The following is a 21,153-nucleotide window of genomic DNA, read 5'->3' as shown; positions in this document are numbered from 1 at the left end:
GAAAAGAGCGTAGGGACGCACATCTCGGTGCGCGCCTCACGGCAATGGGTTAAAGGACAAGTTCGACTCGGTATTCGGCGAGCCAGGTATTCAGGCCGATGGCCAGCTCCATCCCCATGCGGTCGTACATGGGCGACAGATTCCCGAGGGGCTTGGCAAGGGTGTTTGCGATACGTTTAGGATCAAGCAGTTGCAGCACTGGCGCTTTTGGATCGGCTAGGATCGCGACCAACGCCTCGCGCAGCCCCCGCTCATAGGCCGGGTCTTGCGTCGAGGGGTACGGACTCTTGACTCGCTCAGAGATACTGTCGGGCAGCAGGTCGCGAGTCGCAGCGCGCAGGATGCTCTTCTCCCTGCCGTCGAAGGACTTCATCTCCCAAGGAATGTTGAAGGCGTACTCAACCAGGCGGTGGTCGCAGAACGGCACGCGCACCTCGAGACCCACCGCCATGCTCATGCGATCTTTGCGGTCGAGCAGAGTCTGTACGAAGCGTGTCAGATTCACGTAGCTCATTTGTCGCATGCGCCGGTTGGTCGCATCCTCACCAGGCAGTACGGAGGCCTGGGCCAGCGCCTGGCTGTAACTGTCGCGCAGAAAGCTGCCCATCTGCAGGGTGTCCAACACGTCTTGTGCGAACAGTGTCTTGCCATCGAAGTACTTGCCAGTGACCGATGTCAGCCACGGAAACGTCTGGGCAGCGATCGCCTCTGGATCATGGAACCATCGGTAGCCGCCGAACACTTCATCGGCCGACTCGCCGGACAGGGCCACGGTAGAATGCCGGCGAATCTCCTGGAACAGGCGGTACAGCGAGGGCCACATGTCACCCCAGAACGCAGGCGGCAGGTCTAGCGCCTGAACGATCTTGGTGCGCAGTGCCGGATCGGCCAGCTCGCTGCTGTTCAGCACGATTTCGCCATGGGTGGAACCGATGCGCTGCACCAGGTCACGCACATAGGGCGCATCGGGGGTACCGCGCACCGCATCGCTGGTAAAGCCTCCGCCGTGGTCGGCAAAGTCTACCGAGAACGAGTAGATGTTGTTCTTGCCCGCGGCCAGCAGTTTCTTGGAAGCCAGGGCGGTGATGATCGAGGAATCGAGTCCGCCAGATAGCAGGCTACACAACGGCACGTCAGCGACAATCTGACGATCGACGATGTCCTCCAGCAGATCGCGGGTGTGGTGAATGGTCTGCTCCAGTGTGTGCTCGTGCTCAAAGGCCTGCAGTGCCCAATAGCGGTGGCGCGACAGCCCCGCGCGGCTGACCTTGACGAGTTCGCCCGGCAGCACCTCTCGCATGCCGGTGAAGATCGCTTGGCCCGGGGTTTTGACCATCTCCAGCACTTCGCGCAGCCCATCGGCATTCACCTTGCGCGGGACTTTGGGGTTGGCGAGCAAGGCTTTGGGTTCGGAACCGAACACCACACCGTCATCGGTCTCGAAGTAGTAAAGTGGCTTCACGCCCATCCGGTCGCGCACCAGCAGCAGTTGCTGCGTTAGACGGTCCCATAGGGCGAAGGCGTACATGCCGTTGAGCCGTTCAACGAATGCCACGCCCCATTCCAAGTAGGCGCGCAATACCACCTCGGTGTCGCTGCGGGTTTCGAAGCGGTGGCCACGTTCCAGCAACTCGTGGCGCAGCTCCGGGAAGTTATAAACCTCTCCCGTGTAACTGATGACTGCGGCGGCACGCTGGCCACCATGACCGGCGGCCATCGGTTGGCGGCCGCCCTCCAGATCAATGATCGACAGGCGCCGATGCCCCAGCCCGATTGGGCCGTCGATCCACAAGCCCTGCGCATCGGGGCCGCGCGGTGCCAGCGTATCGGTCATGCGCTGCAAAGTATCACGGTGCGCCGTCAGGTCGTGGCTGAACGCAAGCCAGCCGGTCATTCCGCACATAAGTCACTCCTGAAATGGTTGTTAGCTTTAGCCCAAACTCTCGAGATCTGCGCTCTTGGGAATGAGCAATCGCTCCGCGCCACGTACATAGCGGGCGAGCGGCCGCGTGACGATTTGCTGGCCGATGCCGTCGAGCAAAGACTGCAGGCGGATCGCCTCGTCGAGGTCGGCGAACGGTTGCCGAGGTGCGCCGCCCAGCTCAGTCACGCGCGCAACGTCTTCGCACAGGCGCGACAGCTTGAGCAGCGTTTCGAGTCCGCCCTCGCTCGGGGCGGTCCGGAAGGCGTCCACCAGCACCTCCCGCCCGTCGCCGTCGCGGGTCCAAATGCGCAATTCGTCATGGTCCCAGGCCGGGGTGTCGTAGACGATGCGTGCATGGAAAATCCGGCCGGCCGGATCGGAGAACGAGAAGTCCAAGGTGCGTTGCCGTTGGATGTTGACAAAGCTGCTATAGCCGGTTATCACCGCCCCGCCCAGGGCCGCTGTGAGCAATACTGTATCTGGCACATCGGGGCCGGAGAGGGAAAAGTCCGAGCCGATGCCGATCGCCTGCCGTAGGTGAAAGGTTGCGCCGGGCGCGCCGATCCACTGCACCAAGTCCAGAGCATGGATGACCTCACTGCTCACCCCGCAGGTGGGACGGTAATCGTTCAGCCGATCTTTACCCCAATGGAAGCTGGCGCGGATTAGCGACCACGCTTGACCGTCCACCCTCTCTTTCAGTCGCAGACTGGCCTCTGAGTAGCGTTCCACCAAGTCCAGTGCGAAGCCCTGGGCGCTCGCCAGCCCGGCGCAAGCGCTGCGCCAGTCATCCCCCGGCGCCGCCAGCGGCTTCTCGCAAAGCACGAAGCCAGCGAAGCCGGCTAGGTTGTGCAGGATGCCCACGTGCGCATGATCGTTGACGCTGACCACCACTACGTCGGGATGGAATTCGGCCAGAGCCCGAGGGACATCCGGGTAGTACGGCAGGGCTTCGCCTATGCGTTGCTGGCGTGCCACGTAAGCTATGTCGAGCGGCAGATCCAATGTTCCCGCAAGATGGCGGAAGGCTCGCTGATAGCGCTTTCCGGCATATCCCAGTCCGACGATCAACAGCTTCATGGCCGGTCTCCCGACAAACTCAGCAAATCTTCTGCACTGCGCACGAAGCCCAGCTTGCGGTACAGCGCCCCAGCAGCCGGGGTTGTCTCCAACTGCACCTTGGTCACGCCGCGGTCGGCGAACCACTGCAACAGATCATGCATCAACTGCTCGGCGATGCCCTGACGCCGGCATGGCTTCGACACCACCATCGATTGCACCCAGCCGTACCAGCCGCTCAGGCAGTCCGGCGCGGGCGGACGCGGATAAATGAGGCCGGTCGCGCAGGCCACGACCTCGTTATTCCGCTCGGCGACGACAATTCTTACGCGCTCACCGCATGCCAGCACCGGCTCCAGCCAGCCCCTATAGGCAGCTTTCCAGCTCAAACGCTCCTCGGGCGTGCGGCTCGCATAGCTTGCCGTCGACGTGCCATCCAGCAGATGCGCGCGCAATGCTACCAGCACCTCGATATCGGATGGCGTGGCCGGGCGGATCTTCCAGAGTTCCTTCGACATTTTCACGACACCTCCTGCAGGGCGCCGGTGGCGCCATGCGCTAGCAGGGAAATGTCGAAATGCAAAAAGACCTCCTCCAGCGCCTCTGCGAGCTGGTCGATTTGCGCATCGGTGTGGTTCGGCGTGGCATTGACGCGGAAGCGTTCGGTCCCCATCGCCACCGAGGGGGAATTGATAGGTTGCAGGTAGATGCCATGCATGCGCAGCAGCCGCTCCGCCGCAGCCTTGCACTTGCCGGCGTCGCCGACCAGCACTGGCAGCACGTGCGTGGTGGAGCACGCCATCACCGCAATGCGCCGCGAGGCCAGCGCCTGACGCAAGCGCTGGGTTTGTACATGCAGCCGGTCACGCTCGCCGGCCTGCCTCTTCAGGTGTTCGACGCTGACCAGACAACCGGCCGCCACGGCCGGCGGCAGCGACGTAGTGAAGATGAAGCCGGTGGCGAACGAGCGGACGGCGTCGACCAACCATTGAGCGCCGACGATGTAACCGCCAATCACACCGATCGCCTTTGCCATCGTGCCTTGGATCACGTCCACCTGATCGGCGACACCCACGTGCGCCGCCAGCCCGGCGCCCCGCGGACCGTACATGCCCACAGCATGCACCTCGTCCAGGTAGGTCAGCGCGTTGTGGCGGCGAGCCAGCGCCACGATGTCCGCGATGGGCGCCACATCGCCGTCCATGGAGTACACCGACTCGAATACTACGATTTTCGGGCGTTCGCGCGGATAGCGTGCCAGCAGTTCCTCCAAATGAGCTACATCGTTGTGACGGAACACTTGGCGCTCGGCGCTGGTCGCGCGAACACCGTTGATAATGGACGCATGGTTCTTCTCATCGCTGATCACCACGCAATCGGAAATTTGCCGCAACAGGCATTGCAACGTCGCGTCGTTGGAGCTGAAGCCGGTCGGGAACACCAGCGCTGCCTCCTTACCATGCCAGTCGGCCAGGCTGTCTTCCAATTGGTCATAGAGACCGTGGGTCCCGCCGATATTGCGCGAACCGCCTGAGCCGGCGCCGTACTCGTCGATTGCCTCGTGCATGGCCTGGCGTACGGCGGGATGCTGGGACATGCCCAGATAGTCATTGCTGCACCAAATGACGACGGGACGATCGCCTGCGCCTTCGAGCCGCGCCAGCGGATATTCCCCACAGATCCGATTCAGGGTCACGAAAGTCCGGTAGTGGCCGGACGCTTTCAATTCACTCAGTTTTTCACTCAGCAAACTTTGGTACATGCTCATTTCTCCTTGTTGTTGTCACACCTCGTATGCGCTTGTTTGCTATCTACTGCCGGCCAAAAAAGGGCCGAGATGGCGAGCGAAGTAATTGTGTGCGGCGTTTTTAACTATTACAATTTAACTGGTTATGCTGTTACTAAGGGTGATTGGATGAGCATCTCGCGGAATATGGATCGCGTCAGAAAGGAACTGGCCGAGTTCTTACGCAGTCGTCGCGAACGGCTAACGCCCTCAGAGGTTGGACTCCCGTCTGGGGCTCGCCGTCGCACGACAGGGTTGCGCCGCGAAGAGGTGGCAGCGTTGGCCGGCGTCGGGCTGACCTGGTACACGTGGCTGGAGCAGGGGCGCGACATCAGTGTGTCATCGACCTTTTTGGACAACCTTGCGCGGGTCTTGAAGCTGGATGCGGCCGAGCGACGCTATCTCTACCTTCTTGCTCAGCAGCGCCCTCCGGCTGAGCCCGGTAAGACGTGGTGTGTCGTGCCACAGGTGATCCATCGGCTCATGAGAGACCTGGTATTACGCCCCGCCTATGTGATCAACCTACGATGGGACGTGTTGGCCTGGAATCAAGCTGCCGACAAGGTGTTTCGCTTTTCCTCGCATGCCCCGGAGCGGCGCAATTTATTGTGGATGCTGTTTGCCGATCCCTTCACCCATGAGCTCTTCGATCCTTGGGAAGATCAAGCACTCCAGATGCTTTCCCATTTCAGGAGAGATTTTGTCAAGGCGACGCAGGAGCCAGACATTTGTGCACTGATCAAGGATCTGGAAAAAGTCTCTCCGGACTTCAAGGAATGGTGGCAGCAGCAAGACATTCACGGTCCGGATCTTGGGTGGCGACGCTTACGGATTGAGGAACTGGGACATGTCGCATTTGAGCATTCAAAATTGACAATTGATGAGGATCATCACCTGCGACTTGTCTATTACGCGGCAATGGAAGATGGAAATAACAACAAGGGTTTTTCGGGGTGGCTAAGGTCATCTGCAATGCAAAAAAAACGCCGGAGTGAGTGATGGTCTAATTTCCTGAGCGACGGCCGAGAAATCTGATATGTCTCAGTTCTCGGTTGGTGGTATGCCGATTATGGCGACAGTCGTTCTATTTTGGCACCGGCCAGTTCGACCGCCGAAAGCGATTGGCCCTGCTCGATGAAGCCAGACAGGACTGGGCCGTATTTGTCCCTTTGCGATGGGTGATGCATCTCGATGCGCCCATGCGGTTTCAGCCGAGCACAGCGCTGGCCAAGTGGCCACAGCCTTCTCCCACTCTGGATGAGTGATCGGGTTGGTAATCGCTCCCAGCGAGCGAATCGCGGCTGCCGCGTTTTCCCAAGCTGAAACAACTTCCGGGTCGACACCGCCGGTCGCATAACCGTATGGCAAGCCGATGCGTACACCCTGGATGCCTTTCATCGACTCGGCTACGTAGTCCGGCACACTGACGCGCAAAGAGGTTGGATCTTTTGAGTCGTGGCCGGCGATGGCGTTCAACATGATTGCAGCGTCTGCTGCCGAACGCGTGATAGGGCCGATATGGTCGGGAGAGTCGGCCAAGGCGAAAACACCGTGAGGGCCGACGCGGCCCTAGGTCGGTGTCAGGCCGGTAACACTGTTGGTCGCACGAATCGAACCACCTGTGTCCTACCCCAGAGTACCGAAAGCCAGACCATTTGCGGCCGCCACACCGAAACCTGAGGAAGAGCAGCCGCAGGAGAGCCTTCGCCCCTAGGATTACGAGGCACTGTCACAGAAGGGTGATGATCAGAGAACGCTTGCTCAGTGGTGGTCAGTTTGCCCAGCGAGATCGCGCCTTGAGTCTCCAGACGCTCAACAACGGTTGCGCTATAGGTGGGATGGTAGTTGCGATGAATCTCGGTGCCAGCTGTGGTCTTGGCAAAATCGGTGTTGATGATGTCCTTCAGTCCGATTGGCACGCCATTCAGCAAGCCTCTCCACTGACCTGCGACGATTTCAGCTTCGCTCTTCTTGGCTTGGGCAAGCGCGTGCTCAGTAGTCACGGTGATGTATGCGCTGCTGTAGCTATCGATTTCGTTGATGCGCGCCAGCATTGCCTCGGTGATTTCCACGGGTGTAAGCGCTTTGGATTTGATTGCCTTGGCAATATTAAGAATCGTTTCGAAGTACATACGGGCTTCCTTGGACTCACGGTTCCAACACAAATTGGATACTGATTTATGACAATCCTGTCCTCGCCTTGGACGATAACTTGACTCTTACCGTCAGAGTCCTAGGCTGAGGCCGCCAATTGGCCCCTCCAGCTTGAAGCTGCTGCCTCCCGCTGTGCGTTGCTCGAGAAAGCCGAATGCGACGATTCAAGTGGGAGCCAAGGCCAGGGCCTCATCCGGGACAGCCTAGATTGCAGGGGAGCAGGCCCGGATGAGTTCTGCTTTAGGCATCTCTGAAGGTTAACTAGGACGGGCTGCTTGAGATCTACATGATCCAGGTCGGAAATGTCAGGATGGAGCCGGAGGTTGAAAAAAGTCACCTTGGCGAGGAATTCCATCCCATCTCTTGATAATTCAGTGGGTGCTGAGGCTAGCGCTGTCGCCTGCAGAGGCGTGAACCTAAAGCGCGACTCGCCGATTTTGATTGAAGTTACTCCGTTGGATTATGTACCCAAGAGAACTGCGTAGACGAATTGAGCTAGAGGCGCGTTGGTCTCTGCTCGAAAGATGCGCACCTGGCTCAACCAAATCTTTCGCTTTGCTAACTACGATTGTGCAACTTCACCGCCGTTACCCAGTAGTCACCGAGTCACCAGGCGGCGATGGGTGTGCTGGACACGTTTTCTGCGGCAGCAGTGTTGACAGTAGAATGAATCGCGACGAGATCATTCAGAAGTCCTTTCATCGTCTCAGAAAGGTCATCGTAGGCCCGATAGCCGTCGGCGAATAGCGTATCGCCACCCACGGGCGGGGTTACCCTGGCATGCAGGATGGTTCCGGTCGGCGGCTGTTCCTGAAAGCTCCAGCCTGAGTGCCACTGGGCACCCAAGTTAACGGGCTTTTCATCAGCCTCGCGTCTGAGTGTCAGCAGCGTGCCAAGTTGAGTCCAGTAGTTCGGTGTCCAAGACGACACGAGCGTGCTCGACCCCAAGAGTGACTGGGCATTCAAGATAGGCTTGATAGCAGTCGGCTAAACGCAAATCAGTGCCAGGCAGTTCCACTCTGGCTGGTCTTCGGTCAGCTCGCATGCAGCCATAGAGAAGGCGCATATATGCAGCGAACAGTGAATCGATTTGGGCCGAGTGCATCGCAACGGGGCTAGATGTTACGTGGTAGACCAGGTGGACGCCATCATTTAAGGCCAGGCGAGAGGGCTCGATACCTTGGCGAGTCAGGCCCTCGATGACGCCTACAAGCCACGTGGCACTGACGGTGAGAGGTCGGGTCATGGTGAGTGTCCGTTAGCTGCCACTGCGCTGCAAAGCGGTTGTCCAAGGTCAGCGGAGTGTTACGACAGACTGTGTAGCACGACTGACAGAAGTATTCCAAGACTCGGCCGACAGCATCCGTTCGCGTCGTGCATCTTATTGGCAGGTCAATTATCAATCGCAGGCTTTCTTGATCACTAATCGCCGGATTTGAGCAGGCGGCAGCTGCCGTTTCACAGCAACTACGACCATTTTGCAAGGTGAGGTTTTCGATGTATTGAGCATGAGCTTGTTTCCTTTGTCCAACCCTTCAATCGCAGGCGCTACGTGAGGAGGAGATGATGAAAACGATTAAAACCGGTGTTTTGGAAGCCGCCTACCTGGAGGTCGGGCCGGCAGACGGCCCTCCCATTGTGTTGCTCCACGGCTTCCCCTATGACGTGCATGCCTACAATGATATCGCCAAGATCCTGGCCGCAGCTGGAAAGCGATGTTTCACGCCTTACCTTCGTGGTTACGGCCCTACCAAATTTCTAAATGAGCAGACAATGCGCTCTGGAGAGCAGGCGGCAATGGGAGCCGACGTGTTGGCTTTTCTCGATGCATTGAAGCTCGAGAAAGCTGTGCTTGCGGGTTAAGACTGGGGTGGAAGAGCGGCGTGCGTTGTCGCCGCGCTATGGCCGGAACGGGTAAGCGGTTTGATTAGCTATGGTGGCTACAGTATTCAGAATATCGCTGAAGAGCACGCGCCTGTTTCCCCCGAAGCTGAGCACCTCGTCTGGTATCAGTACTATCTTCACGGTAGCCGTGGTAGCGCTGGTTTGACCTCGAACAGAAAGGCGTTCTGCCACTTGCTATGGCGCATGTGGTCGCCGACTTGGGGGTTCTCTCAGGATGAGTTTGAAACGACCGCCACAGCGTTTGACAATGACGACTTTGTTGACGTGGTCACACACTCGTACCGCCATCGTTTCGGATTGTTGAAGGCGATCCAGCCTATCGGGGCATAGAATCTCGGCTTGCTGCGCAACCAAAGATCGCCGTGCCCTCATTGGTTTTGGAGGGTGGGGCGGATGCGGTCGATCCACCTGCCGAAGACGACCCATGCGTACATCATTTTACCTGGCCGTATCGCCGGGAGATATTGGAAAACGTTGGCCACAACCTGCCCCAAGAGGCTCCGGAAAACTTTGCCGACGGGATCTTGAAGCTCGTTGGTTGAGGCCATAAGAGTCGCACAACAGCTTGCGCATGGCACTAGGGGCACAGTCCTCAGTCATATGCACCTGCGTCAAGCACAGCCCTTCATTTCTTACTGAGGAATTCTTTCAACGCTCGCACAACGTCTAACCTCGATTGGTCCGTGATGCGCCCTGCCACTTGGTCGAACATGTGCGGTGCGCCCGGATAGACGTGGAGCTCCATGGCAACCCCTGCGCCAGACAACCTCATAGCGTAATCGACGTCTTCTTCGAGAAAGAGATCCTGTGACCCGACTGAAACGAAACTGGGCGGCAGGCCGCTGAGGTCCGGCTGTAGTGAGGGGGAAAACAAACCGATACGGTCATCATCCAGGGTATAGCCACCGCGCAGGCAATCCCAGCAGAACTGATTGGGCGTCGGCAGCCAACTGAACGTGCCTGTGTCGCGGCTCGGGAAAGGGGAGTGCGCCGAGCCTGTGCGATAATCGAGCATGGGGTAGATAAGCACCTGGCCAGCGAGCGGGAACTCGGCCCTGTTGCGCGCCAAAATGGCCAAGGCGGCGGCAAGCCCGCCACCGGCGCTATGGCCCATGGCGACTATCCGCTGGGGATCCAGGCCCAGGTGGGGACCGTTTCCAAACAGCCAGGCGAGGGCGCTGTAACAGTCCTCCAGGGACGCGGGAAAAGGATGTTCGGGCGCCAGTCGATAATCCACCGCAACGATGATTGCGCTCAGCTCATCGGCTAGATAGGCGAGGTAGTCATTTGCCATCTCGGATTGTCCGAGGACGAAGCCTCCGCCGTGCATATACAGGATCGCCGTGCGGATCACGCTTTGCGCGACGACGCCGGGCCGGTGGATGCACAGGCGTAAGCGTTCGCCACCACTGCCTGTGATCCAACACACCTCGCACCGCGCGCTGTGCCCAACTTTGGATGCTGAATCTACCTGCGCGCGGATGGCTGGCAACGTGCTCAGCGACCATTCTTGCGCAACGGGGGCCACAAGACTCTGGAATGCAGGATCGAGCAATTCATCTGGCATCAAGGTTTCGCTCCCCTTTGCATAGCGTTGCCGGACACCTCTGGTGAGGTGCCCGACGTTTTCCCGTTACAGCCAGGCTTTGATTTGTGCGCAAACAGCCTGGGTCGAAATGCCGTAGCGGTCATGGAGTGTCGGCAGGGCGCCGGCGTCAAGGAAGGCATCCGGCAAGGCGATCTGCCTGAACGCCGGCGTCACCCCGTTGCGCAGCAGAACCCCGGCAACCGCTTCGCCCAACCCACCGATGATGGAGCTGTTTTCAGCGGTCACCACCAGCCGTCCGGGCTTTCTGGCTTCGGCGAGCAGGGTGTGTTCGTCCAGCGGCTTGATGGTCGGCATATGCAGCACCGCGACATCCACGCCGTCTGCCTGCAGTTGCTTGGCGGCTTCCAGTGCACGCATCGTCATCAATCCGGTGGCAACGATCAGCACATCATTGCCGGTGCGCAGTGTCTTAGCCTTGCCGATCTCGAACGTGTAGCCGTACTCGTCCAACACCAAGGGTACGTTGCCGCGCAACAAACGCATGTAGACCGGGCCTTGATGGGCGGCGATGGCGGGCACGGCTTGTTCGATTTCCAGAGCGTCGCAGGGGTCGACGATCATCAGGTTGGGCATGGCGCGGAAGATCGCCAGGTCGTCCGTGGCCTGGTGGCTTGGGCCGTAGCCGGTGGTGAGGCCCGGCAAACCGCAGACGATCTTGACGTTGAGGTTTTCCTCGGCAATCGCCATGCAAATGAAGTCGTAGGCACGTCGGGAGGCGAACACCGCGTAGGTCGTGGCGAATGGCACGAAGCCTTCCCGGGCCATGCCGGCGGCAGCGCTCATCAGCAATTGCTCGGCCATGCCCATCTGGTAGAAACGTTCCGGATGGGCCTTGGCGAAGATGTGCAAGTCGGTGTACTTGGACAAGTCGGCGGACAGCCCGACGATGTCCGGGCGCTGATCCGCCAATGCGGCCAGCGCATGGCCAAATGGCGCGGATTTCGTAGCCTGGCCTTCAGCGGCAATCGAGGCGATCATCGCCGAGGTGGTCAGGCGTTTTTTCACGGGTTCGCCCGTCGAAGTCGGTGTGTTGGCGGCGTTGCTCATGGGTGTTTTCCTTCTTCAAGGTTGTTCAGCGCCAGGTCCCACTCGTGTTCTTCGACGCGGATGAAATGGGTTTTTTCCCGGTTTTCCAAAAACGGCACCCCCTTGCCCATGCGGGTATCGCAGATGATCACCCTAGGCTGGCCGGCGGGGTGGTTGCGCGCGGCATCGAATGCCGCGACCAGGGCATCCAGATCGTTGCCGTCGACGCGCTGGGTAAACCAGCCAAACGCTTGCCAGCGGTCAACGATCGGCTCGAACGAGAGGATTTCGCTGGAGTAACCATCGGCCTGCTGGTTGTTGACGTCGACGATGGCGATCAGGTTGTCGAGCTTCCAGTGCGACGCCGACATAACCGCTTCCCAGGTCGAACCTTCGTTCAGTTCACCGTCGGACAGCAGGTTGTAGACGAAGGCGGGCGAGCCTTTGCGTTTCAGGCCCAGGCAGGCGCCGACGGCGATACCCAAGCCTTGGCCGAGGGAACCCCCGGTGATTTCCATGCCCGGGGTGTAGGCAGCCATGCCGGACATTGGCAGCCGGCTGTCGTCCGCGCCGTAGGTTTCCAACTCATCGAGCGGGATGATTTCGGCCTCGATCAGGGCCGCATACAACGCAATCGCGTAGTGGCCGATGGAGAGGTAGAAACGATCGCGCTGTTCCCACTCAGGTTCTTCGGGCCGATAGTTCATCGCGTGGAAGTACGAGACGGCGAGCAGGTCGGCAGCGCCGAGGGCCTGGCCGACGTAGCCTTGGCCCTGGACTTGTCCCATGCGCAATGCGTGACGACGGATGTTATGGGCGCGCTTGGTCAGCGATGTGGATGAAACGTAGGGGGCAGGGGTTGTCATGGTAGAACTCCGGTTACTCAACGATTGACCAGGGCGGCGGGAATGCGCAGCACCAACAAGGCACCGCCCAGCAATACGCCGGTGATCAGGTACATGCCGATGGCGCTGGAGCCGGTCTGCGTGGTGATCCAGCCAATCAGGTAGGGCGAGCAGAAGCCGGCCAGGTTGGCGAAGCTGTTGACCGCCGCGATGCCGGCGGCGGCCGACACGCCACCGAGCAAGGTGGTGGGCAACATCCAGAACATCGAGGAGGCGGACAGGATGCCGGACGCCGCCAGGCAAAGGCTCAGGATCGACAGCACGATGTTGCCGCCCAACAGCGCGGCGAGGGTCAGCCCGATGGCTCCGGCGATCATCGGCCCGATCAGGTGCCAGCGCCGCTCGCGGTGCTTGTCGCCGCTGCGACCGATCAGCAGCATGGCGGCGATTGCGCAGAGGTAGGGCAGGCTGGTCAGGAAACCGATGTGCAGGGGATCGGAGACCCCGGCGTTGCGCACCAGCGTCGGCAGCCAGAAGGTGATGGCGTACTGGCCCATGACCACGCAGAAATAAATCCCCGCCAGCAGCCACAGACGGCGGTCGCGGATGAACTCGCCCACCGAGGCATGAGTGACTTTCTGTTGGTTGTCTTCGGCCAGTTCTCGGCTGATCAACGCTTTCTCATCTTCGTTCAGCCACGTGGCCTGGTGGACGCCATCCTTGAGATAACTCAACACCAGCAACCCGACCACGACGGTGGGAATGGCTTCGAGCATGAACATCCACTGCCAGCCGGCCCAGCCATGCACGCCGGCGAAGTGGTTCATGATCCAGCCGGAGAGGGGACCGCCCACCATGCCCGACAGCGGGATGGCAATGAACCAGAGCACCGTCATGCGGGCGCGCCGATAAGAGGGGAACCAGTAGGTGAGATATAGCAGCAATCCCGGGGCCAGGCCCGCTTCGGCGACGCCGAGCAGAAAGCGCAGGGCATAGAACTGCCACGCGGTTTCGACGAAGGCGAACAGCGCGGAGATGATGCCCCAAGTGATCATGATCCGCGCGATCCACACGCGGGCGCCGACCTTGTGCAGGATGATGTTGCTGGGCACTTCGCAGAGGAAGTAACCGATGAAGAACATGCCGGCACCGAGTCCGTAGACGGTTTCGCTGAGCGCCAGGTCGTTCATCATTTGCAGCTTGGCAAAGCCGACGTTGACCCGGTCCAGGTACGCGCACAAATAGCACAGCATCAGGAAGGGCATCAGTCGCCAGGCCGTTTTCCGGTAGGCATTGGAGCGCACGGTCGAAACCGCTTCGAGGGACAAAGTTGTCATGATGGTCTGATCTCTTGTTTTTATTGACCGCCAGCCCGAAGGCCCGGCTGGCGTCGTCGATCCAGAACCGCACGGGCCGCGCCGGCCCGCCCAGGTGCATCAGTGAATCAGCATTCCGCCGTTCACATCCAAAGTGGTGCCCGTCAGGTAAGAGGATAAGTCGCTGGCCAGGAAGAGGGCGGCGTTGGCGACGTCTTGGGCCTCACCGAGGCGGCCCAACGGAATGCCGTCGATGATCGCGTGTCGGCGCTCGTCCTGCATGAGGCCGCCAGTGATGTCGGTGTGGATCAAGCCTGGGGCAATGGAGTTGACCCGCACCTTGTCCGGACCCAATTCCCGAGCCATCGCCTTGGCCAGGCCCAGTACGCCGGCCTTGGCGGCGCTGTAATGCGGCCCACCGAAGATGCCGCCACCACGTTGGGCGGACACCGATGACATGCAGACAATGCTGCCGCCCTGTTGCTCACGCATCAGCGGGATCACCGCCTGCGACATGAGCAGGGTGCCGCGTAGGCTGACGTCCAAGACTTTGTCATAGTCGGACGGGCGGATATCGAGGGTCTTGAGGGGTTGGGTGATGCCGGCGTTGTTGACAAGAATGTCGATGCGGCCGAAATGCTCGATGACTTGGGCGACGGCCCGCTGGACCTGGGTTTCATCCGCGACGTTGGCCGCAAGACCCAGGTGACCTTCGCCGAGGGCGTTGGCGGCGTCCCGTGCGGCGGATTCATCCAGATCAAGAATCACCACACGAGCACCGTGCTGCGCGAACGTGGCAGCGGTGGCGCGGCCAATGCCACGGGCGGATGCGGCGCCGGTAATGATCGCGACTTTGCCTTGGAGGAGCATGGAGGATTACCTCAAATTGTTTTTATGGGTCGATTCGGAACAAACCGATGACTCAGCTTCTTCTTCGCATCCTGGCTGAGCAATGGCCTAAAAATCATTCAGTGCTGAAAAAAATTCAGCACTCGGTCATTCGCGGCTGGCAGCTTGAGCAAAAAAGCTCAACAATCTGTGGACTTATTGCGGAGCGACGTGCCATGCGTACCTATGTCGATGCACCCTTGATTCTCCCACCGCTGAAAGCGATTCAGGCGTTTGAACAAACGGCGCGGTTCAGCAACGTCGCGCGTGCCGCCGAAGTGCTGGACCTGACGCCTTCCGCGGTGAGTCATCAGCTGGCGAAACTTGAAGCCATGATTGGCCGGCAACTGTTTGTTCGTGCAGCCCGGGGCGTAACGCTTACGCCTGTAGGGGAGCAATACCTCAAGGAAGTTTCGGGGCTGCTTCATAGCTTGGCCGTTGCCACCGAACGTGCGGGCAGTGACGTCAGCCTGGACTGTCTGCGCCTTCACTCGGCGCCCAGCTTCGGACTGTTGTGGCTGATGCCCAGGCTGGAAGCGTTTCGTGCTTCTCATCCAGATATCCAGATCAATCTGTCATGTTCCTACGAGTCGCTGCATTTCAGTCGGGACAAGATTGACGTGGATATCCGTCACGGTACCGCGAACTGGCCAAGTTACGAAGTCCGCACGGTTCAAAACGAAACCTTTGCTGTGCTCGCTTCACCGACACTGCTCGCGCAATGCCCAATCCGCCGCGCGTCCGATCTGTTGGGCTGCGATCTAGTGCTTTCCGAAGCCACGTTGCTCAAATGGCCGCAATGGTTTGCCCAGCACGGCCTGGCGCGCCCGGAAAAGCCCTACGCGTTGAGTTTCGATCGCTCGTACATGTCGCTTGAAGCCGCCAGTCATGGGCTGGGATTTGCTCTGGAAAGCACCTTGCTCGCCAAGAAGTATCTGGCGTCCGGCAGCCTGGTCGAAGTGGCGCCAGAGGCGCTCAGCGCGCCGGTGGCTGCCCATCACCTGGTGTTTCCAAAGGCTCACTCCAGCTTCCCGCGCGTGCGGCGTTTCCTGGAGTGGATGGAGAGCGAGCTTGGGCAAGGTTTTGCCTATTGAGTGGACTCTGTCTAACGGCTGCAGTTGGTGGGGGTCTCGGCCGTCCCTGGCGTCCAAAACAAACAGCTACTTACCATAGCGACTCATGAAAATAGCCGCCCGCTTCGTGACGACGGGCAGAGAGGCCAGGTCTATGCTTTCATTTTCACTGTGAGCCGCTTTTCCCCATGCACCCAGGCCGTCCAGGCTCGACGTCACATATTGGTTCACATAGGAAATATCAGCGCCGCCTCGCTCCGCTGACGGCGCGGAGACTAACGCGGGGCCCTCCAGGTCCACGCTGACTTGGCTATAGGCTCGCAGAAGCTGCCGATTGCTTTCGCGATCGGCCATGACAGGCATGATGTCGTTGACTTTCAACTCGCTGCTGGTCTGCGGCAGCGGATGGCTGGCTATCTCTTTCAGCCGCGTTTGCGCGGCATTCTTTTGATCCTCGCTACTGAACCTGAGATCGCCATGCACGGACGCAACCTTGGCGACGGTTGTCTTCCGGCCTGAAGCAATGCCTTGTCCTCCGGCTACATCCTCTACTGCAGTGGAACCGCCCAAGATAAGCCCAGGGTTCAAGGTCAATCCTGGCTCGTTGGAAAGTTTGGATCGAATCTCATCCAGAACGCGGGCCGATTCATAAATCGCACCAAAACCTGTTTCTGGCTCAAAGACGGTCGCCGAATGTTTATCCCTGCCAGTACTGGTCAGAAACCACTCACTTAATCCCCGACGCTCGGTGATCAACTGATTGGGCGATAACGCAAATTCGAAACCCAACGCGATGTCGCTTTTTTTGGCTTCGCTAACCAGTACCTCTCTGGAGATGCGGGTCGGCTTTGCCGCGAGCTCTTCGTCACCGATCAGGACCACTGTGATGTTCATAGTGTCCAGCGATCCGTTTTGCTTCAAGGCTTGCAGGGCGTATAGCAGGGTGACAATACCGCCCTTATCGTCGATGACGCCTGGGCCTGTGGCTCCTTTTCCGTCATTGACATAGGCGAATGTCTGGAACGCACTGGTTTTGGGGAAAACAGTGTCCAGATGGCCTATCAATAAGAGCCGCTTGGCAGATTGTGCGCCGCTGTGCACGGCCACGAGACTTCCGGCATGTTTCATTTCTGCAGGCAGGTCATGCCAACGGGTATCAAAGCCCAGCGCCTCAAGTTCTGGCTTGATCAGATTGCCGACCTTGACCACACCCTCGACGTTGTCCGTTCCGCTGTTGATGTTGACGAGTTTTTCAAGCAACGCGATCTGTGCGGCGCTGTGACTGTCCACGTACGAGATGATGCTCTGCTCATCGAGCGTCGGTTTCGCCAGGGCTTCTTTCCAGAGCAAGAGCCCGATGAGCAGGGGAAAGCATTTTTTCAGGTTGGGCATCGTCATTGACCATTCGATGGTTACAACCCGCGTGTCTAGAGGTGTTGAGTTCTACAACCGACCGTCGACAGACACGGGTCAGGATTGGGGGCGGTGCTGCTGGCTACCGCAGCGGACCTTTTTATCCCTCGTTCAATACTGATCGATCCGCGCCGATTAGATTGCCATTCATTCCATTACCGAAGCATGTACGAGGTCTGCATAACGCTGATGCCTTTCCCAGCTATAGGAATCCTCCATCAGCCCCGCTGAAAGAAACACATAAGTGAGTTCTCGCTCGGGATCCACCCAGAAACAGTTAGACCCGGTTCCGATGCCTCCGAAGGTTTCAGGGGAGGAGAGCTGGCCGAAAGCGTGTGAGGTGATTCCACTTCCCCTGACGTAGAAACCGGGTCCGAGGTTTGCCGGAATCGCTGGCCACCCCCTCATATTCTGAGCATAGTCCCATAGGCTGTTGATCATATCGCCCGTCGCGATTGTGCGAGCGAAGCGCAAAATTGCCGGGCTAAGGATACGTGCCCCGTCGATTTCACCTCCTCGACGACAGGCTTCGGCAAAGCGGAACCAGTCATACGCGGTGGTGAAGGCGCTACCCGCAGGAACCTCAAATCCTGATATCAGCGCATGCTTCCCGGCGCCCTCAAGCATGACGGGATCCAATAGCGCTGGTCCGTGATTTTTTACCACCACCGGTACCGCACGTTCGATTTGGTCTTTGCGCAGCCCGAAGCCAAGTGACGTGTCTGTCATTCCAAGAGGCTCGATGAGGTCTTCCTTGAGAATCTGACCGAATGAGCGATGCCCACCATCGAGTCGGCGTACTGTTTCAGCGAGTACGGCGTGCCCGAGTACTGCTGCGTAACTGATACTCGTCCCTGGAACTGATTGGGGCACCATGGCGCTTACCGCACGGCTCACCGCTTGAATATCGCCGATGTTCTCGGGCGGTATGCCTGGCGCTCCCAAAGGTAAGCCAGCTTTGTGCAGCATCAGATCAGCGATGGTCGTGGCGCCTTTTCCATTGGCCGCATATTCGGGAATCAACTCTCGCACCTGTGTCGTGAAGCCGATTTCACCGCGGTCGATCCGCTGCAGCACAGCAGCGTTCACCATCTGCTTGAAAATGGACATGGTGATAAAGACGGAATTGAGTTGGGTTGGTTTGCCCGCGGCGCGGTCCGCATAGCCGAGTGCTTCATGCAGGACGACGGTGCCACGGCGGGCGACGAGCACTACTGCGCCGTCGAACTTATTTGCCTCGATGTCCGCGTTGATGGCGGCTGATAGCCGTGCGAGACGGTTGGCGTCGATACCGAGTGAGGTTGCCGATGTCATTTTTATCCATGCTCCTGAGTTGGCTTGACCAGATTGCAGCAGAGCAGCCATTGTTGGCCTCAGTTACAATATGAGCGGTTCCTCAGATCCACAACTCGCGTTTGGAGGCTACATGGTGACTAAGAGCGGAGCGGCCTTTACCACCGCGAGAAAGGTGCCCGTCCAAGAGCGTTCCAGACGTACCGTTGAGGCCATTTTGCAGGCGGCCTCTCAGGTTTTGGTCCGTTGTGGCTATGAGAGTGCAACCACTGGCGCCATTGCGGAACGGGCAGGCGTGAGCATCGGAACGCTGTACCAATATTTTCCAAACAAGGAATCGTTGGTCGCGAGTGTAATTGAGGGGCACTTCAAGGAGGTGCTGGCAATCGTTGAGTCTGCGTTGCAAAGTCATCGCGACTCCCCACTCGATGTTTTGCTACTTGCGATCATTCGTTCAAGTCTGGACGCACATCGGCTACAGCCTGAGCTGCATAAGGTCCTGATGGAGCAAATTCCACGTGTCGGGCTTTATGTAAAGGCAATCGAACTTAGCGAAAAACTGTCTTCCCTGCTTCAGGAACACCTGGCAAGGCGCTTTCCGCAGATGTCCGCCTACCAGTTGCAGAAGCTCGTTTTCATGCTCGAAACGACCGTCGAAGCGCTTACTCATCGTGCAGTGATCGAGTGCCCTCAATGGTTAACCTCCGGCGAACTTGAAGCAGAAGCGTTCGCTCTGCTGGCGCCGTACCTCAAGCAGGCTGTCGGCCTGGGCCATCTGGCAATTTGACCCGCAGTACCAATCGCAGTGCAGTGACGGCTCAACCGGAAGCGCATGCCTATTCCGTTTTCTTCAGTAAAGCCAGAACGGGCGCAGCGCTGAAAAATGCCTGAGCGCAACTATCCGTTTTCAGCACTAATGCCAAATGGTCTTGATAGCGGAATAGATATTGCGTGCATTCCAGTTAGAGATCGCCATAGGCAAAACAGGATATCGGTGGCTAGCGACGCCCCGGCCGTTGCCATGCGGAGATATTTGAAAAAACGCGCAGAGGCTGAACGGTAGACACCGACCAGGAGGTCGAACGGTACGGAACAGCGCAGCACGTTGCGCCTTGACTAATGGACACCCGTCGGATTGTGTTGTCTGCACTGATAACTGACGTACGAATACGTTTTTGGTCCGGCCCAAGACGGGTTTAGTCCGCAAACTCTGCTGCTTCAGGATCGCAATACGGTCTTTTCTATCAGCCATCCGTTATTTTTAACGCCATCTGCTGAGTTCACAGTGCTGTAATGAAAGTCTGTTGCAACAGCGCAATCGCGACTTTGAGACTCAGTATCTGTTTAAGGTATTTCTGAGTAACACAGTCAAAAATGCATGATGCGCAGAACATTTTCTGGTGTGGTCCTGAAAAGGGAAGTGCCGTTGCGCAAGCTGCTACGGCCCTTAATCCGGTGATCCAGAAACCCACATTTCCAGCAGCCCTTCAGCGGATAACCAGAACATGCCAGCGCCTCTAATTTCCGTGGAAAGCTCTCCGGACCTCCCGACAGACGCTGATGTGGTGGTGATTGGCGGCGGCATCATTGGGGCATTTACCGCCTACTACCTGGCCAAACGCGACATGAAGGTCGCGCTGGTTGAAAAAGGCCGTATAGGCGCAGAACAATCGAGTCGTAACTGGGGCTGGTGCCGTCAGCAAAATCGCGATGAGCGTGAACTGCCTATGGCGACCAAAAGCCTCGAGCTGTGGGAGCAATTCGGCGCGCAAACGGGTGAGCAGACAGGCTTTACTCGTTGCGGGTTGCTCTATCTGAGCAACAGCGAGAAGGAGTTGGCGGGTTGGGCACGTTGGGGTGAGTTCGCCCGTAGTGTCAACATTCAAACTTCCATGCTCAGCGCACAGCAAGCCGCTGAACGCGGCAAGGCGACCGGCAAACAGTGGAAGGGCGGGGTGTTCGCTCCCACCGACGGCATTGCAGACCCCTCTCGCGCTGCCCCGGCAGTCGCGCGCGCCATTATGGCCCTTGGCAGTACCGTGCATCAGGGCTGTGCCGTGCGTGGCGTCGAGACCCAAGCGGGTCGACTGTCCGCGGTAGTCACTGAAAAAGGCGTTATCCGCACTCAGCTGGCGGTTCTCGCGGCTGGTGCCTGGGCGTCCTCGTTCTGCCGCCAATACGGCATCCGCTTTCCCCAAGCCACAATTCGTCAAACCGTGCTCTCTGTTTCCTGCCCAAGCCAGGAAATCCCCAGCGCGCTTCATACGGCCGATGCCTCCATGACACGCCGCTACGATGGCAGCTATACGCTGGCGATCAGTGGGAGAGGGCGCGTCGACCTCACCCCACAGCTGCTCGGTTTTGCCCCGCAATTTTTGCCGATGTTTCAGCGAAGGTGGCGCAACCTGGCACTTGGCGGGTTCGAAGGTCTGCGCTCGGGCCATGAAAGCTGGAAGCGCTGGAGGCTGGACCAGCCGACGCCGATGGAAAGGATGCGAGTTCTCGATCCGAGTGTGGACGCCTCAGTTGTTGAACTGACCTACAAACGCGCGGTTGAGCTGGTCCCGGTACTGAAAGATTCTTCGGTCACGGCAGCCTGGGCGGGTTATGTGGACAGTACGCCTGACGGCGTTCCTGGGATAGGCGAGCTGGGAAGCCTTCCAGGTCTGGTACTGGCCGCCGGGTTCAGTGGGCACGGCTTCGGTATCGGCCCCGGTGCAGGCCATTTGATTGCCGATATTGTCAGCGGCGCCGCCCCTATCGTGGATCCGCGGCCATACCACCCTGACCGGTTTAAATCGTCGGTCTGGGGCAAGGTAGCGGATTTCTGAACACCTGCCCTCCATTGCTACTGTTTGATCA

Annotated in this window: 18 protein-coding genes and 2 pseudogenes; 5 read left to right on the top strand and 15 right to left on the bottom strand. The window is 58.8% G+C overall.

Going from position 1 to position 21,153, the window contains the following annotated elements:
* Positions 1-49: 49 nt before the first annotated feature.
* The 4 genes from asnB to hemA are packed head-to-tail and all read right to left on the bottom strand — an operon-like array spanning position 50 to position 4,745.
* Positions 50-1,903 (bottom strand): asparagine synthase (glutamine-hydrolyzing), encoded by a 1,854-nt coding sequence (asnB, locus tag BLV67_RS05960; protein ID WP_069787728.1) that lies wholly within the window; start codon positions 1,901-1,903, stop codon positions 50-52.
* A 27-nt stretch (positions 1,904-1,930) separates the two neighbouring features.
* Positions 1,931-3,004 (bottom strand): Gfo/Idh/MocA family oxidoreductase, encoded by a 1,074-nt coding sequence (locus BLV67_RS05955; RefSeq protein WP_069787727.1) that lies wholly within the window; start codon positions 3,002-3,004, stop codon positions 1,931-1,933.
* A complete protein-coding gene (locus tag BLV67_RS05950) occupies positions 3,001-3,501 on the bottom strand; it encodes a GNAT family N-acetyltransferase (RefSeq protein ID WP_069787726.1) in 501 nt (166 codons plus the stop codon). The genes BLV67_RS05955 and BLV67_RS05950 overlap by 4 nt, the downstream gene beginning before the upstream one ends.
* 2 nt (positions 3,502-3,503) lie before the next feature.
* A complete protein-coding gene (gene hemA, locus BLV67_RS05945) occupies positions 3,504-4,745 on the bottom strand; it encodes a 5-aminolevulinate synthase (protein WP_069787725.1) in 1,242 nt (413 codons plus the stop codon).
* A gap of 153 nt (positions 4,746-4,898) precedes the next feature.
* Between hemA and BLV67_RS05940 the strand changes: the two genes are divergently transcribed.
* The gene (locus tag BLV67_RS05940; RefSeq protein ID WP_069787898.1) at positions 4,899-5,768 is read left to right on the top strand and encodes a helix-turn-helix transcriptional regulator; all 870 of its coding nucleotides are present in this window, start codon (positions 4,899-4,901) and stop codon (positions 5,766-5,768) included.
* Between the two features lie 42 nt (positions 5,769-5,810).
* On the opposite strand, the pseudogene BLV67_RS05935 reads toward BLV67_RS05940, so the two are convergent.
* The 4 genes and pseudogenes from BLV67_RS05935 to BLV67_RS33610 form a co-directional block, all read right to left on the bottom strand.
* Positions 5,811-6,326, bottom strand: a pseudogene (locus BLV67_RS05935) (amidase family protein); the annotation flags it as partial.
* 23 nt (positions 6,327-6,349) lie between these two features.
* Positions 6,350-6,901 (bottom strand): amidase family protein, encoded by a 552-nt coding sequence (locus tag BLV67_RS05930; RefSeq protein ID WP_069787724.1) that lies wholly within the window; start codon positions 6,899-6,901, stop codon positions 6,350-6,352.
* Positions 6,902-7,529: 628 nt separating this feature from the next.
* Positions 7,530-7,853 carry a TauD/TfdA dioxygenase family protein gene (locus BLV67_RS32290; RefSeq protein ID WP_244160696.1) on the bottom strand — a complete coding sequence of 108 codons (324 nt, stop codon included), beginning with the start codon at positions 7,851-7,853 and terminating at the stop codon, positions 7,530-7,532.
* On the bottom strand, positions 7,786-8,028 hold the full coding sequence (locus BLV67_RS33610; protein WP_369522486.1) for an AraC family transcriptional regulator ligand-binding domain-containing protein: 243 nt from the start codon (positions 8,026-8,028) through the stop codon (positions 7,786-7,788). The genes BLV67_RS32290 and BLV67_RS33610 overlap by 68 nt, the downstream gene beginning before the upstream one ends.
* Positions 8,029-8,489: 461 nt before the next feature.
* Between BLV67_RS33610 and BLV67_RS05915 the strand changes: the two are divergent.
* Positions 8,490-9,370, top strand: a pseudogene (locus BLV67_RS05915) (alpha/beta fold hydrolase).
* Between the two features lie 83 nt (positions 9,371-9,453).
* On the opposite strand, the gene BLV67_RS05910 reads toward BLV67_RS05915, so the two are convergent.
* From BLV67_RS05910 to BLV67_RS05890, 5 genes are all read right to left on the bottom strand, one after another.
* On the bottom strand, positions 9,454-10,395 hold the full coding sequence (locus tag BLV67_RS05910; RefSeq protein WP_069787722.1) for an alpha/beta hydrolase: 942 nt from the start codon (positions 10,393-10,395) through the stop codon (positions 9,454-9,456).
* 66 nt (positions 10,396-10,461) lie between these two features.
* Positions 10,462-11,484, bottom strand: a complete 1,023-nt coding sequence (locus BLV67_RS05905; RefSeq protein ID WP_069787721.1) for a transketolase family protein — start codon at positions 11,482-11,484, stop codon at positions 10,462-10,464.
* Entirely contained in the window at positions 11,481-12,329 is an 849-nt protein-coding gene (locus BLV67_RS05900; RefSeq protein WP_069787720.1) for a transketolase, read from the bottom strand. The genes BLV67_RS05905 and BLV67_RS05900 overlap by 4 nt, the downstream gene beginning before the upstream one ends.
* Positions 12,330-12,346: 17 nt before the next feature.
* The gene (locus BLV67_RS05895; RefSeq protein ID WP_069787719.1) at positions 12,347-13,645 is read right to left on the bottom strand and encodes an MFS transporter; all 1,299 of its coding nucleotides are present in this window, start codon (positions 13,643-13,645) and stop codon (positions 12,347-12,349) included.
* Positions 13,646-13,744: 99 nt separating this feature from the next.
* Positions 13,745-14,494, bottom strand: a complete 750-nt coding sequence (locus BLV67_RS05890) for an SDR family NAD(P)-dependent oxidoreductase (protein WP_069787718.1) — start codon at positions 14,492-14,494, stop codon at positions 13,745-13,747.
* Positions 14,495-14,688: 194 nt separating this feature from the next.
* Here BLV67_RS05890 and BLV67_RS05885 point away from each other — a divergent pair, with 194 nt between their 5' ends.
* On the top strand, positions 14,689-15,606 hold the full coding sequence (locus tag BLV67_RS05885; RefSeq protein WP_069787717.1) for a LysR substrate-binding domain-containing protein: 918 nt from the start codon (positions 14,689-14,691) through the stop codon (positions 15,604-15,606).
* Between the two features lie 66 nt (positions 15,607-15,672).
* Here the strand turns inward: BLV67_RS05885 and BLV67_RS05880 are convergent, their stop codons facing one another.
* Both BLV67_RS05880 and BLV67_RS05875 read right to left on the bottom strand, forming a co-directional pair.
* A complete protein-coding gene (locus BLV67_RS05880) occupies positions 15,673-16,968 on the bottom strand; it encodes a M20 family metallopeptidase (RefSeq protein WP_069787897.1) in 1,296 nt (431 codons plus the stop codon).
* A gap of 177 nt (positions 16,969-17,145) precedes the next feature.
* Positions 17,146-18,363: a serine hydrolase domain-containing protein gene (locus tag BLV67_RS05875; protein WP_083269410.1), complete on the bottom strand. Its 1,218-nt coding sequence runs from the start codon at positions 18,361-18,363 to the stop codon at positions 17,146-17,148.
* Positions 18,364-18,424: 61 nt separating this feature from the next.
* On the opposite strand from BLV67_RS05875, the gene BLV67_RS05870 reads away from it, so the two are divergent.
* Together BLV67_RS05870 and BLV67_RS05865 are read left to right on the top strand one after the other, a co-directional pair.
* On the top strand, positions 18,425-19,078 hold the full coding sequence (locus tag BLV67_RS05870) for a TetR/AcrR family transcriptional regulator (protein WP_069787715.1): 654 nt from the start codon (positions 18,425-18,427) through the stop codon (positions 19,076-19,078).
* A gap of 718 nt (positions 19,079-19,796) precedes the next feature.
* Positions 19,797-21,122, top strand: a complete 1,326-nt coding sequence (locus BLV67_RS05865; protein WP_069787714.1) for an NAD(P)/FAD-dependent oxidoreductase — start codon at positions 19,797-19,799, stop codon at positions 21,120-21,122.
* The last annotated feature ends 31 nt before the right edge of the window (positions 21,123-21,153 follow it).

Origin of the sequence: Pseudomonas salomonii (genome assembly GCF_900107155.1) — a bacterium.
GTDB classification, from domain to species: Bacteria; Pseudomonadota; Gammaproteobacteria; order Pseudomonadales; family Pseudomonadaceae; genus Aquipseudomonas; species Aquipseudomonas salomonii.
The sequence above is the reverse complement of the archived record's forward strand: the minus strand, read 5'-3'. Positions and strand labels throughout refer to the sequence as shown.